Here is a 14,049-nt window from a genome sequence, read left to right on the forward strand (position 1 = left end):
GAAGGATTAATGAATAGGATGATTGATTTTTTCTTCGTCCAGATCAATCCGGGCCTCTTCTTTACGAATAACCTCATCGTCGAACTCCTGAACATTACGCAATCGGTGGAGTTCATCACGTTTTACGCTGATAATATCGGCCATGATCTGGTTATATTCGGTTAGAGACTCCCCATCGTTTTCCACTGAGTCCAGATGCCGTTTGGTCTGGTGAAGTTCGCTTTCAATACTGTTCTTAAGATTTTCTACCAACTCATTGGTTGTTAGCTGACCGGCATAATTTTCACGAAGATGGTTTAAGGCAACTTTCAATACTTTCAGGCGAATTTTTGATTCCTGCATATCTTCCGATAAACCCTCGTCGGTGTCTGTAAGCTTTACCAGGCGAATAACCATTGGTAAGGTTAAGCCCTGAAAGACAAGGGTTACCAGAATGACGACGAACGTAATGAACAGAATCAGATTCCGATGGGGAAATGGTGTGTTGTCGGGCAATGTTAACGGTATGGATAGGGCAGAGGCTAAGGATACAACCCCGCGCATACCTGCCCAGCCCAGAACAATAGGCCCACGCAAGCCAGGATTACGCCGGGCCACAGTTATGTATCGGCCAATAAACTGGGTGAAGTAGGAGGACGCAATTGTGAATACCATTCGCGTAACAATGATGACTCCGGTAATCATCAGGGCATATAAAATCGCTTCGGTTTTCGAATAGCCGTCAAGTCCGTTGATAATCACCGGCAACTCAAGGCCAATTAGAATAAACACGATACCGTTCAGGGCAAAAACTACAGTGGCCCACATACCCGTACCCTGAATGCGTGAGCTGTGATTGAGAATGACATGACTCTGATTGGATAGAAATAATCCTCCGCTCACAACTGCCATGACCCCCGAAACGTGAAACTCTTCGGCAACAAGGTACATTATATAGGGAGCCATGAAGGTGAGCAAGATACTGATTCGGGTAGTAGTTGGTAACCAGCGATGAATGGCGTAGAAAACGCAGGCCACGCCTAGCCCAACAGCAATACCCAATATGGTTACCAGCACAAAATCGACGGAGGCACTCTGCCATACGAAGGTGCCTGATAAAACCGCAGCCAGCGCAAATCGGAATACAACCAGGCTGGCCGCATCGTTAACCAGACTTTCGCCCTCCAGAATGCTGATAGTGGCTTTGGATACCTTGATATTCTTTAAAACCTAAGTAGCCGCAACGGCATCAGGGGGAGAGATGATACCGCCCAGCAGAAAGCCCATCGCCAGCGTAAAACCGGGCATCGTAGCACTCGAAACATAAGCCACAGCGAAAGCCGTAACGATAACCAGCCCAAACGCCAGTACAATAATGATCCGTCGCCATCGCCAGAACTCTTTCCACGATGTGAACCAGGCCGCTTCGTAAAGCAAAGGCGGCAGGAAGATCATAAAAATAAGCTCAGGGTTGATCTCAATGCGTGGAATACCGGGAATCAGGCTGACGATCAGGCCGCTGATTACCAGGAAAATAGGAGTAGGGATGTGCAATCGCTGGCCAATCATAACCAGCAGCGAAACCGCGAGAAGTAGAGAGATGCAAAGAAATAGTGTTTGGTGCATAAGCCTATACGTACATAACGGAGTTGACTGAACCCGAGTGCATGCCGATTCAACTTGACCAGTAAAGAAAGCAAATCCGAAACGGCTTTACAATTAACCGATTCCTTCGTACGAAAACTTGATGTATGAGAAATCCCAAACTGCACCAACAATAATTCAAAATTGTGTATTTAATAAAGTTTACGCATAAAAAGACCTTGAAAATTGTGTGCTTCCGAATTGAATACTGAAATAATGATCATTTTTATCTTTCTTTCGCCAACAACCATTTATTAGCAAGCCAAATTCAAGTACTAATGATCTCAACCTATGAAAAATTTTCTACTCTCTGCAGGCCTGTTTTTAGCTGTGACAAGTTCCTTACTGGCGCAAAGCCGGATGTCGATAGCCCCTTCGTACTGGTTTACTTACAATCCGTATTCGTATCAGATTAGTCAGACTTTCAACGGGTCGACAACACAGACTTTAGCTTCTGGTCATGGTATCGTTTCATCAGTTGGATTAATGGCAAGATATTATTTTACTCCGCAATGGGATATATCGGCAGGTGTTTTTTACTACCGAAATGCCGACCATATTAAAAGCCCACAAGGACCCTATGGCGAGTATACTCCCTTCATCAGTAAGGGTTGGCTATTCCCGATTCTGGTGAATCATCGGTTAACCGACTCTCGATTATCGCCCTATTTTTCAGTTGGAGCTATTTTGGCGAAGAGTAAAACGTTCACGGAACGCCCTATCACCACGGATGGGGTAGTCGGTATAGGAATAAATTACCGAATTAATTCAGGTTTATCGATCTTGCTTCAACCCACTGCCAGCTACTCGTTTTATCGACCAGCCAGTGACGCTTTCTATACCTTCTCTCAGTATACGTCTTACAGCTTTGGTTTACAAACCCAACTAATCTGGCACTTCTAATTTTGACGATTGCCTTTGGGATGGCAAGATTGGACAGGTATGCCAGAAGATGGATAAATAGAAGATAGGGGATTTCTGCGGCAAATACCTAGGCATGCTACAGTACCCCAGCGTAAAGAACTGCACACCGTGTTGATTTACCTGCCGAATGAGGTCAGGAGCCTGCTTACAGAAATCCGGAACACCTTACTTGTTAATTGGGTCGAGCTACGTAGCCTAACACTAGCTTCGAAGTAGGTTTGGCATAGTAACCGGGCTTGCTGGCGGCAATGGCTAGCCGGATGGCTTCAGACTGGCTAATCCCCTGGTCAAAATAGTATTTAGCCTGATCAATTACTTCCTGAATAGTGGGTTTATTATGGTAATTCATAAGCTGATAGGTCTTCTAGTATCCAATTGTATATGTTACTGAATTAGACTATTCTGTTTTGTCGATGTCACTCTTGTGCCTATCTGTTTTATCGTAAATTTACTAAATGGTGTCTTAGGGAATTGAATAGGATAATTTAGCCTTACGAAACAAGTTACATGTTATTGCCGTCGAACAGCCTATCGTTGGCATTTTGAGACTCGTTACAAACTCTGGCTTGTTCACCAATAGCCAGACTGCCACTTTTAGGCCATTAAAACGGCCATACATACGGTCGGCTATACGACATACACATGAACACGTATCTTTCTCTGCTGGCTGTTAGCCTGATCATGCTGGCGTCATCGGCACAAGCGCAGCCGGAGCCTGCTAATTACTTACAGGTGCCTGGCCCCATTCTGTTTAAAGGGGTTCCTTATCATTTGACATGGAGTTCGCACCCAAACCCGACTTTCTACAAGCAGGAATATATCGGCAAAGGAGACAATCCGAACGCATTCAAAACAATGCTGATGCTGGATGTTGTGACCGGCCATGTTGACCTCAACCAGGTGGTAGCGTCGAAAATAGCCGAAATTAACCAACAAAATGGCCCTAGTCCCCTGGTGAAATACCAACTCAGCAAACATCCATCAACAGGAGAGATCCTGCTCGACTTTGTCATGAGCCAACCCGCTCCCGACGGCCGATCGCTGCAGATTGTTGAACGAAATGTGTATCGGTATAAACCGTTTACGAGTGCCTCGGGCCAGCAGGGGGTTCTTTTATTCGGTGTTTGTCAACGTAGTTATGGCTCTGATACCAGTCTGTTTGTTGCTTCCCTAAAACAAAACCGAACAGCCTTATCAACCGATGTCGCCCAGTTTAGATTGCCTTCTGTATCGATAGTAAAGTGACCTCATTAAATGCTGACATCGTGTTAAAAGAGATAACTCAGCCCCAGTCCAGCCTGTGCGCTCTGGAAAATGGGAATCGTGTTTCCTGAAAATACACCCCCATTGCGTAAGAGCCGATCTCGTGTGAAATTGGCGTTAAGCGCCAACTGAGAACTTACTCGCGTATCGTGATGGAGTAGAGTAACAAAGGCAATAAAAAAGCCCCTTTCGGGGCTAGGTTGATCCTTTGTTGGGTGTCAGATTGGCCGATAATCAACCATGAAAAAAGTCTTTCATCTTATCGAAGAAGCCTTTTTCATTTTTGTTGGGTTTCGGCTGGAAATTGGGCGAGTTGCGCAACTTCTCCAGAATCGACCGTTCTTCTGACGAAAGAGCCTTGGGTGTCCAGACATTTACATGAACCAGCTCATCACCCCGGCCATAGCCATTGAGTTCTTTAATACCCTTTCCTTTCAGGCGGAGAATTTTACCACTTTGTGTACCCGGATCGAGGGTAATGCGTGCCTTGCCATCGATCGTCGGCACTTCCACGCTGGTACCAATGGCTGCATCGATGAAGCTGACATATAGGTCGAACACAACGTTGTTGCCATCGCGTTTCAGGTCTGCATCTTCTTCCTCCTCAATCACGATCAGCAAATCGCCGGCAACACCACCGCGTGGCGGGACGTTACCTTTGCCGCCCACCGATAGCTGAATACCTTCGGCAACACCCGCTGGAATTTTGATCGGGATAACGTCTTCCTGCAACACGCGCCCTTCGCCAAAACAGACTTCACAGCGGTCAGTTACAATTTTACCTTCGCCATTACAGGTGGGGCAGGTACTGGTCGACACCATCTGACCCAGCATCGTGTTGACCACTTTGCGAATTTGACCGGTGCCCTGGCAGGTCGAACAGGTTTGAACCGCCGTACCGTTTTTTGAGCCGTTGCCTCCGCAAGTGTTACAGGTCACATGCCGTTTTACCTTAATTTTCTTTTCAACGCCATTGGCAACTTCCTGCAGGTTCAGTTTTAGTTTGATGCGAAGGTCGGAACCACGACGAACGCGTTGACGGCCTCCTCCACCGTTGGCCCCACGGAAAAAGCTGCCAAACGGAGAGTCATCGCCGAAAACATCACCAAACTGACTGAAAATATCTTCCATTGTTGGCCCGCCAGCGCCATATCCACCGGCCGCACCGCCCATGCCCGCGTGCCCGAACTGGTCATAACGAGCCCGCTTCTGGGGGTCGTTCAGCACATCGTAGGCCTCGGCGGCTTCCTTAAATTTCTCTTCAGCGGTGGGATCATCGGGATTTTTATCGGGATGATATTTGATAGCCATTTTCCGATAGGCCTTCTTAAGGTCTTCCGATGAGACGTTCTTATCGACGCCCAGAATTTCGTAATAATCGCGCTTCGTTGCCATATCTTTGAATGATTGAATGACTGAATGATTGAATGATTGAATAGAGTATAGATTAACTATTCAATCATTCAATCATTCAGTCATTCAATCATTGATTTTAACTGCCTACAATCACTTTTGCGAACCGGATGACTTTGTCATTCAGGTAATATCCTTTTTCGATTTCGTCGATCACTTTACCTTTAAGGTCTTCGCTCGGGGCAGGAAATTGCGTAACGGACTCGTGCAGGTCGGCATTGAATGGCTCGCCTTTTGAGACCATCGGTTTCAGGCCTTTGCTTTCAAGGGTCTTGAATAACTTGTTATAAATCAACGAGACGCCTTCTTTGACAGCAGCAACATCGTCGGTTTTGTCGATCGATTGCAAAGCCCGTTCGAAATCATCGACAACAGGAATCAGCGCCTGCAATACACCTTCATTGGCGTTACCGATCAGATCGAGTTTTTCTTTAGCTGTACGACGGCGGAAGTTCTCGAAATCAGCGTATAAACGCAGGTATTTATCTTTCAGTTCGGCTAATTCGCTGCCAATTCGGTTGGTTTCGGCAATAAAATCGTCGGCTGGAGCCGTCTGTGTGGGTTCTTCAGTTTCTCCACCATTGACCGTTACCGCTTCTTCGTTTGTCAGGTTGTCAGGCTGTGGGGTATCCATAGACGCTTGTTCGTCCAAAATGTCTTTATTTTCCATTGATGAGCTTCTATTTCGCTTCCAGAAATTCATATGCAAAGATGTGCAAAAGCCCGGCCAAAACGGTGTTTTCTGCCAAGTTGACACAATTTCTGAACCAGGATTTTATAATCTGTCAGGATTTTAGGCCAGGATTTTCAAGTTTTGGACGGTTCGCAGGATTTAAAAAGCGTCGAATATCGTTTTACCGTGTAAGCGCCAACAGTCCATTTTCTGTCTTCATACAACAATTTCAATGCATTCTCCCTCCCGTGCCTATACGCAACGCATTAAAGCGAAAGCGGCCGAAGTAGGCTTTGACTTTTGTGGAGTGTCTAAAGCAGACTTTCTGGAAGATGAAGCGCCCCGGCTGGAAGCCTGGCTTAAAAACGGGATGCATGGCCAGATGAATTACATGGCCAACCATTTCGATAAACGACTTGACCCGCGATTACTAGTCGATGGGGCTAAGTCAGTCATCACGGTACTGCTCAACTATTATCCCGAACAGCGCCTGCCCGAAGGTGACGACGATTTCAAGCTGTCGAAATATGCGTATGGTACCGATTATCATTTCGTTATTAAAGACAAACTGAAAGACTTGCTAGCTTTTATTGATGAGGAAATCGGTGCAGTAAATGGCCGTGTTTTTGTCGATTCGGCACCAGTGATGGACAAGGCCTGGGCTAAACGTGCGGGGTTAGGCTGGGTTGGCAAGCACACGAACCTGATTAATCGGGAGATTGGCTCGTTCTTTTTTATTGGTGAACTGATTCTGGACCTCGAACTGGAGCCCGACGGCCCTATTACTGATTATTGCGGTACCTGCACGCGTTGCATTGATGCTTGCCCGACGGATGCTATCGTGGCACCCTATGTGGTAGACGGAAGCAAGTGCATTTCCTACTTTACGATCGAACTGAAAGAGGCCATCCCCGAAGAGGTGCGCGGGAAATTTGACAACTGGATTTTCGGCTGTGACATCTGCCAGGATGTCTGCCCCTGGAATCGATTTGCCCGGCCGCACCAGACCCCCGCCTTTGAGCTACATCCTGAATTGGCCGCCTTCACCAAGTCCGATTGGGAAGAAATCACGGAAGACGTGTTCCGGGAAGTCTTTCGCCGGTCGGCTGTGAAGCGTACAAAACTAGAAGGGCTGAAACGGAATATGGCCTTCAATCAAGGTGAATAAAATAGAGATCTTTATGATTGTTATGATTCATTAAGATCTGTGTAAATCATAAGAATCATAACAATCCGTCGGGACCGCCTGGGCGGGGCTATTGTTGGAAGAAGCGAGCCAATACAGCCCCGACCCGCCAGACATCTTCGAAGGTGTTGTACAAAGGAGTAGGGGCCAGCCGAATGCAATCGGGTTCACGCCAGTCGCCGATAATGCCCTGCTCGGTTAGATAGTTGAATAGACTTTTTCCCTGTTTACGGACAAGTAGAGAAAGCTGACAGCCGCGTTGATTCGGATCGTCGGGGGTAAGAATCAGGATGTCGTTGAAGGGTGTTAATAAATATTCGAGATAACCTGTCAGGTGTTCGCTTTTTTGCCGCAGGGCTGTCATGCCTGCTTCTGCCGTGATGGAAATAGCCGCCCGATGCAGCGCCAGTGCCAGAATATTCGGCGTACTTACCTGCCAGCCATCAGCACCGGGCGCTGGCAGAAAACCCGGTGTCATGTCAAACCGTCGATCTTCCCGGTAGCCCCACCAACCCGCCAGTCGGGGTAAGTTCTGCTCGTGGTGTTTCTGGTGAATAAATACGCCGGATACCGCACCGGGGCCTCCATTCAGGTATTTGTAAGAACACCAGGTGGCAAAATCAACACCCCAGTCGTGCATACGGAGCGAGATGTTGCCAATGGCATGGGCCAAGTCGAACCCAATGGGGATACAATGTCTTTGGGCCGTTTCGGCTAGAGTTGCCATGTTGTAGACCTGACCTGTATAATAATTCAGGCCACTCAGCCAGATCAGGGCCAGCGAATCGGCCTGTTCAATGATGGCTCTCTGAATATCGGTCGTATGGATGAGGTTGTCGTCGGGGTGTGGAGCGATTTCAACCAGAACATCATCAACCGAAAGCCCTCGGTGCTTAATGTGTGTTTCAAGGGCATATTGATCGGATGGAAAATCACCTTTGATGGTCAGGATTTTGATTTTCTTTCCGGCTGGGCGATAAAAGGATGCCAGTAACAGATGTAAGTTGACGGTCAGGGCGTTCATGGGACAAACCTCTGAAGGCTCGGCACCAACTATTTCTGACAGTGCTTCTTTGCAGGTTATATGGTAGCCAAGCCACGGCTGTTCCCCACTTTCCGGTTTATCAAACCAGCCTTCAACACCGAGATGTTGCCAGGTAGTTAATTCCTGTTTCAGGGTGGCTCTGGCGCTTTTGGGCTGTAGGCCTAATGAGTTACCGCACAGATAAGTCAAAGGCTTACCATCCCGTTGTGGTATATGAAAGCGCTCCCGGAAGTGACGCAGTGGGTCATTCTGATCGAGTTGTTGGGCAAAAGTGAGCGAGTTGTCGTAGTTCATGAGGTCGGAGATGTCGTGCGAAATTAATTAATCGCTAACTCACGTCTGTTGTTTTACCGCCATCTACAATCAACTGAACATAGGGTCAGCGTTAATTCGGGTATTTCTTTCCAAAAGGAAGCTTTTTGATGCGTAAAGCAGTAAGTAAGTCCAGATTGAATGAACAGAGACCAGGTAAGGTAAACATGAACGATCAAGGAGTTGTATTTCGACTATCCTGGCCAAAGCAGTTAGTGGGTATCTGGCTGTTGTGGACAGGGATTGTAATGAGCGCCTGGGCACAGGATTTTTCGCAAGTGCCGGGCGTTGTCATCGATCATTTGCCCAAATCGACCCGTAATTTTATTGGCTCGCCTAGCCTCATTATTTTACCGAATGGAAACTACATCGCATCGCACGATATTTTTGGCAAAGGGCCTACTCCTCAGCATACGCATGTATTTGAGTCGAAAGATCGGGGTAAAAGCTGGCAAAAAATTGCTGAATTGGACAGCCTATGGTGGGCAAGCTTGTTTATCAACAAAGGTGCCTTGTACCTTTTCGGCACCACCCGAGAATACGGCAGGATGTCGATTCGGCGCTCGATGGATGGCGGACGGAACTGGAGCCGTGTTGACGAAGGGATTTTGAAAGAAGAGGATGGGTATCACTGTGCGTCGGTGCCGGTTCAGGTGTTTAAGGGCCGTGTCTGGAAAGGGATGGAGCGAAACGTGCCCGTAACGAGCTGGGGAAATTTTCAGAGTTTCGTGGCCTCTGCACCCGTAGATGCCGATCTGCTCGATCCGAAAAGCTGGACATTTACCCCCCGACTAATCTACAATAAATCGGCCTGGGGACCGGGTAATGCCTGGCTGGAGGGCAACGTAGTGATGAACCCCAAAGGCGAAATCTGGAATTTGCTGCGGGTCAATAATCTGCAAGACGATCAGGCAGCTATGTACCGCACGAGCGACGATGGACAAACGGCTGATTCCAGTACTGTGACCTTTATTAAGCTACCCGGCGCCTGCAAAAAATTCAATATTCGGTTCGACCCGAAAACTAAACGGTATTTTACGTTTACAAACTATGCACTTCCCAAACATCGGACATATAAGCGGGAAAGAGCCCGTAATGCGCAGGTAATGCTGTCGTCGCCCGATCTGGAAACCTGGACCATTCACGGCATTATCCTATACCATCCTGATATTGAGACGGCTGGTTTTCAGTACCTGGACTGGCAATTCGATGGGAACGATATTATCGTTGCATCACGGACGGCCTTTGACGATGGCATGGGCGGGGCTGATAATCAACATAATTCCAACTTCCTGACCTTCCACCGAGTCGAAAATTTCAGAACATACCGTACGCCTGCTGAGTGGAAGCCGCTACTGGAGGGGACTATCGATTTTACGGTGTTGAAATGACCGGCTATTTGTGCTGTTTCAGCAGCCACTCATAAATTGTTTTGTCGCCATAGAGATACTGAATACCATGCCCTTCGGCTTCTAATCGAGTAAACTTTACCTGCCCGCCACATTGCTCTAGCCGCTTTACCAGACGTTCGGTCTCGTTGATAGGAATGATGTCATCGGCTGTACCATGAAATGTCCAGACCGGAACCTGTTTGATACGGCAAATCTGGGTCGAGTCGTCGCAACCACCGCAAAAGGGGACAATAGCCGCAAATCGGTCGGGATAGGCTACGGCGGTTTGCCAGGTTCCATACCCTCCCATGCTGATACCCGTAAGGTACACCCGTTTAGGGTCGATGCGGTATTTCGCTTTTAGTTCGTCATACAGTGGCTCAAACCAGTTGTCGGTCGACCAGAATTTACCATCCGGGCATTGGGGCGAAGCAATGATGAACGGAAAATCCTGACCCTTTTCAACCTGGTAGGGTAAGCCATAGGCTTTCAATTTGGCCGGGTCCTCTCCCCGGTGTGAACCACCATGCAGATAAATCACCAACGGATACGCTGCCTGATCGGTGGCGTAAGTTTTCGGTACGTAGAGTAGGTACTTATAGTGTTCTCGGGATTTGGTTTGGGCAAGACTTTGCGTTTGAAAACAGAGACCCGACAGGCAAAACCATAGAGAGAGCAGGAATAATTTCATAAGACGATGTTTGCGTTAGTGCCTACACGAATAAATCTGTCGGCACTAACGCAAACATCGTCTACATCAATCGCCAATCCACAAAGATGGTTGATTTGGTGTGCTTTTTTAGCATCTGCAAAGCCATTTACACCCACGTTCTGGTCGGCTACTGCTTGCTGATGTAATTGCCCCTGAACGCCCCAATCGCCGATTATCAGCGGATTTGATGCCGTTTGGTTCGGATTGGTGGAGTTCAGGGTTTCTGTTCCCCGGCAGGCGACCACACCGCAAACAAGGGCGTACCCGATCAGTCTGATAAGGCGCATTGGATAAACCATAACGAAATCGAGGTGGGGTAGCTCTTACGGGTGATGAGGTATTTGGACCTTTTTCGACTCATGGCGAGCCAGTTCTTTCCGGGCACGACGGCTATGGATCAGCTCATAGGTAACCGGTAGAATCAGTAGCGATAAAATTGTACAGGTAATCAGTCCGCCTATCATAACGGTCGCTAGTGGTTTCTGCGTTTCGGAGCCAATGCCGGTCGAAAGGGCGGCTGGCAACAGGCCGAGCGACGCCATGAGGGCTGTCATGACCACCGGGCGCACCCGCGTCAAGGCTCCCTCCCGAATGGCCTCACTGATGGGCAGTTTGTTGTGTAAGTTTTCCTTGAAGCGGTTAATCAGAATAACCCCATCCTGCACCGATACGCCAAACAGACAGATGAAACCAACCCCGGCCGAAATGCTGAAATTAATTCCCGTCAGCCAAAGGGCGAGCATACCGCCAATCAGGGCAAAGGGTACGTTCAGAATAATCAGGGCCGCATCCAGCGCGCTACCAAAGGTGAATAGCAGGATTAGAAAAATGATGGTGATACTAATCGGCACTACAATGGCCAACTGGCGCTCGGCCCGCGTCTGGTTCTCGAATTCGCCCGCCCAGCGCATCTGAAAACCTTCAGGGAGTTTTACCTGCTGGCCCACTTTCTTCTGCGCTTCGGCAATGGTACTTCCCAGATCACGATCCCGCACCGAAAACTTGATGGCAATGAACCGGGCGTTGTTTTCGCGATAGACAAAAGCAGGACCCGACCGGGTGCCAATATCGGCAAGTTCTTTCAGGGGAATCTTACTGCCCGACCGGGTTGGTACCAGCAAATTCTCGATCAGTTCGGGCGAATACCGAAATCGTTCGTCGTAGCGCACTTTTATGTCGAAATGACGTTCGCCCTCATAGAACTGGGTCACGGTTTTGCCGCCGATAGCGGTTTCAATGACGGACTGGGCCACATCGGTAGGTACGTTGTACAACGCCAGTTTCTGTGGATCGAGCAGAATGCGAAACTCCGGCTGCCCTAGATTCCGAAATACACCCAAATCACTGACACCCCGCACGGTCTTCATCACGTTGAACACTTTAGTGGCTTCTTTATCAAGCACATCTAAATCCTGGCCGATAATCTTGATCGCCATCGATCCTTTCACACCCGATACCGCTTCTTCTACGTTGTCGGAAATGGGCTGCGAGAAGTTGAACGAAATACCTCGGAAGCGAGCCAGTTTCTGTTGCATCTGAGCGATAAGTTCATCTTTGGTAATGTCCCGTTTCCATTCTTCTTTCGGATAGAGATCAACGAAAAATTCATTATTGAAAAATCCGGTGGGATCGGTGCCGTCGTTGGGGCGGCCTGTTTGCGAAATGACGCCCCGAACCTCAGGAAACTCCTCAAAAATGGCCCGGAACTTACGGGTGTACGCATAGCTTTCGTCCAGCGCAACCGAATAGGGGAGGCTGGCCCGCACATAAATCGACCCTTCATTCAACTGCGGCAAAAACTCCGAGCCAATGTGAAACAGGAACAGGTACAGCGAAAAAGCGAGTGCGCCAATAGCAATCGAAATAATCGCTGCGGGTTTTTGAATGGCCCAGTTCAGGGCCGGAACATACGCTTTCTCTAGACCCATTACGACAGGATTGTGCCGTTCGCGAACGTTCTTGTTCAACAACAGGCTACAGAGTAGAGGAATCAGGGTAAGACTCACAATCAGCGATCCGGTCAGGGCAAAACCAATGGTCCAGGCTAATGGGCTAAACAGCTTGCCTTCTACTTTCTGGAAGGTGAAAATGGGAAGCAGGGCCGTAATGATGATGATTTTGGACGTGAAAATGGATTTGCCCAGTTCCGTTGCATTTTGGGTGATCCAGCTCAGTTTTGCTCGCTTATTAAATTTCATCATGCCCATTTTTTCGGCATTATGAGCCAGCATGACAAAGAGCCCTTCAACCATCACGACGGCCCCGTCGATGATGATGCCAAAGTCCAGGGCACCGATACTGAGTAGGTTAGCGGTCATGCCACGGGCTCGCAGGCAGATGAACGCAAACAGCAGGGCTAGCGGAATCACAATGGCTACGGTGAGTGTTGTTCGCCAGTCGGCCAGGAAGATCAGCAGGATGAGCGTTACCAGGAAAATACCCGTCAGCACATTTTCACCGACGGTATGCAGTGTATAATTGTTGAGCGTAGTGCGGTCGTAGAAGGTCTTGATTCTGACATCTTTCGGCAGAATTTTCGTGTTCAGCTCGTCAATCTTTGCCTTCAGAGCTGGGATCACATCGTTGGGGTTCTCGCCTTTGCGCATCACAACGATACACTCCACCACATCGTCCTGTTTATCCCGCCCCACAATACCCAGTCGGGGCTGAAAACCTTCTTTCACCGTGGCCACATCCCGAACTTTTATCGGTACGCCGTTTACGTTGTCGATAATAATGCCGGCCACATCTTCGGGTTTGGTCAGCAAGCCAATGCCCCGAACCACCAGCGACTGATTTCCCTGTTTGATCACATCGCCACCTACGTTGATGTTGCTGGATTTGATGGCATCATCCACGTCGAGGGCGGTAAACCCATAATTCGCCAGCAGGGTAGGGTTCAGGCTCACCTCAATCGTTTTAACCTTGCCCCCAAAACTCACTACATCGGCAATACCTGGTACGCTTTTGATCTGCCGTTCGATGACCCAGTCCTGTATGGTTTTGAGTTCGGTAACGTCTTTGGTTTTGCTTTCCAGTGTGAACCGATAAATTTCGCCGGTTGGTCCATAAGGCGGCTCGATCTCAGCCGAAACGCCATCGGGCAAATCCACATCGGCAATTCGGTTGGCTACGTTGGTCTGCGCCGTAAAATTGTCGACGCCATCTTCGAAAATCATCGTTACAACCGACAGGCCGAATAGAGATACTGACCGAAGCGTGCTCTTCCGGGGAACCGAGTTTAGTTCGGTTTCGAGTGGCAGTGTGACAAAGCGCTCCACCTCTTCGGCCGAGCGCCCCGGCCATTGGGTAATGACAATGACGTTGGTATTGGTCACGTCGGGAAACGTCTCGACGGGGGTATTCAAAAACGAAACAACGCCACCTACAATAATCAGGGCAATCCCAAAAAAGATAGCAAACCGATTGGTTAGCGCGAACGTGATGATACTACGAATGAACTTGTTCATGGTGAGTAAAAGAGTAAAAGAGTGAAAGAGCGAAAGA

The 14,049-nt window shown here is 48.5% G+C and carries 11 protein-coding genes and 1 pseudogene; 4 read left to right on the top strand and 8 right to left on the bottom strand.

The window, feature by feature from the left end; genetic code table 11:
* Positions 1-6 precede the first annotated feature (6 nt).
* Positions 7-1,605: pseudogene (locus B5M13_RS10895) on the bottom strand (Na+/H+ antiporter).
* Between the two features lie 309 nt (positions 1,606-1,914).
* Between B5M13_RS10895 and B5M13_RS10900 the strand changes: the two are divergent.
* Entirely contained in the window at positions 1,915-2,526 is a 612-nt protein-coding gene (locus B5M13_RS10900) for a hypothetical protein (protein ID WP_080055700.1), read from the top strand.
* A 193-nt stretch (positions 2,527-2,719) separates the two neighbouring features.
* Here the strand turns inward: B5M13_RS10900 and B5M13_RS33405 are convergent, their stop codons facing one another.
* Complete coding sequence (locus tag B5M13_RS33405) at positions 2,720-2,896, bottom strand: hypothetical protein (protein ID WP_155297230.1); 177 nt, start codon at positions 2,894-2,896, stop codon at positions 2,720-2,722.
* 293 nt (positions 2,897-3,189) lie between these two features.
* Here B5M13_RS33405 and B5M13_RS10905 point away from each other — a divergent pair, with 293 nt between their 5' ends.
* Positions 3,190-3,792 carry a hypothetical protein gene (locus B5M13_RS10905; protein ID WP_080055701.1) on the top strand — a complete coding sequence of 201 codons (603 nt, stop codon included), beginning with the start codon at positions 3,190-3,192 and terminating at the stop codon, positions 3,790-3,792.
* A 252-nt stretch (positions 3,793-4,044) separates the two neighbouring features.
* On the opposite strand, the gene dnaJ is transcribed toward B5M13_RS10905, so the two are convergent.
* Together dnaJ and B5M13_RS10915 are read right to left on the bottom strand one after the other, a co-directional pair.
* Positions 4,045-5,205, bottom strand: a complete 1,161-nt coding sequence (dnaJ, locus tag B5M13_RS10910) for a molecular chaperone DnaJ (protein WP_080055702.1) — start codon at positions 5,203-5,205, stop codon at positions 4,045-4,047.
* Positions 5,206-5,302: 97 nt separating this feature from the next.
* Positions 5,303-5,893 carry a nucleotide exchange factor GrpE gene (locus B5M13_RS10915; RefSeq protein ID WP_080055703.1) on the bottom strand — a complete coding sequence of 197 codons (591 nt, stop codon included), beginning with the start codon at positions 5,891-5,893 and terminating at the stop codon, positions 5,303-5,305.
* Between the two features lie 235 nt (positions 5,894-6,128).
* Here B5M13_RS10915 and queG point away from each other — a divergent pair, with 235 nt between their 5' ends.
* The gene (gene queG, locus B5M13_RS10920) at positions 6,129-7,064 is read left to right on the top strand and encodes a tRNA epoxyqueuosine(34) reductase QueG (protein WP_080055704.1); all 936 of its coding nucleotides are present in this window, start codon (positions 6,129-6,131) and stop codon (positions 7,062-7,064) included.
* 88 nt (positions 7,065-7,152) lie between these two features.
* Here queG and kynU read toward each other — a convergent pair whose 3' ends face one another.
* Positions 7,153-8,421 (bottom strand): kynureninase, encoded by a 1,269-nt coding sequence (gene kynU / locus B5M13_RS10925; RefSeq protein ID WP_080055705.1) that lies wholly within the window; start codon positions 8,419-8,421, stop codon positions 7,153-7,155.
* A 185-nt stretch (positions 8,422-8,606) separates the two neighbouring features.
* Here kynU and B5M13_RS10930 point away from each other — a divergent pair, with 185 nt between their 5' ends.
* Positions 8,607-9,830 carry a sialidase family protein gene (locus B5M13_RS10930; protein ID WP_245859935.1) on the top strand — a complete coding sequence of 408 codons (1,224 nt, stop codon included), beginning with the start codon at positions 8,607-8,609 and terminating at the stop codon, positions 9,828-9,830.
* Between the two features lie 4 nt (positions 9,831-9,834).
* Here the strand turns inward: B5M13_RS10930 and B5M13_RS10935 are convergent, their stop codons facing one another.
* The 3 genes from B5M13_RS10935 to B5M13_RS10945 are packed head-to-tail and all read right to left on the bottom strand — an operon-like array spanning position 9,835 to position 14,012.
* Positions 9,835-10,521, bottom strand: a complete 687-nt coding sequence (locus tag B5M13_RS10935) for a carboxylesterase family protein (RefSeq protein WP_080055706.1) — start codon at positions 10,519-10,521, stop codon at positions 9,835-9,837.
* Positions 10,518-10,829, bottom strand: a complete 312-nt coding sequence (locus B5M13_RS10940; protein WP_080055707.1) for a hypothetical protein — start codon at positions 10,827-10,829, stop codon at positions 10,518-10,520. Before B5M13_RS10940 ends, B5M13_RS10935 begins: the two co-directional genes overlap by 4 nt.
* Before the next feature lie 36 nt (positions 10,830-10,865).
* Entirely contained in the window at positions 10,866-14,012 is a 3,147-nt protein-coding gene (locus B5M13_RS10945; RefSeq protein WP_080055708.1) for an efflux RND transporter permease subunit, read from the bottom strand.
* Positions 14,013-14,049: the final 37 nt, after the last annotated feature.

The organism is Spirosoma aerolatum, from assembly GCF_002056795.1.
GTDB lineage: Bacteria > Bacteroidota > Bacteroidia > Cytophagales > Spirosomataceae > Spirosoma > Spirosoma aerolatum.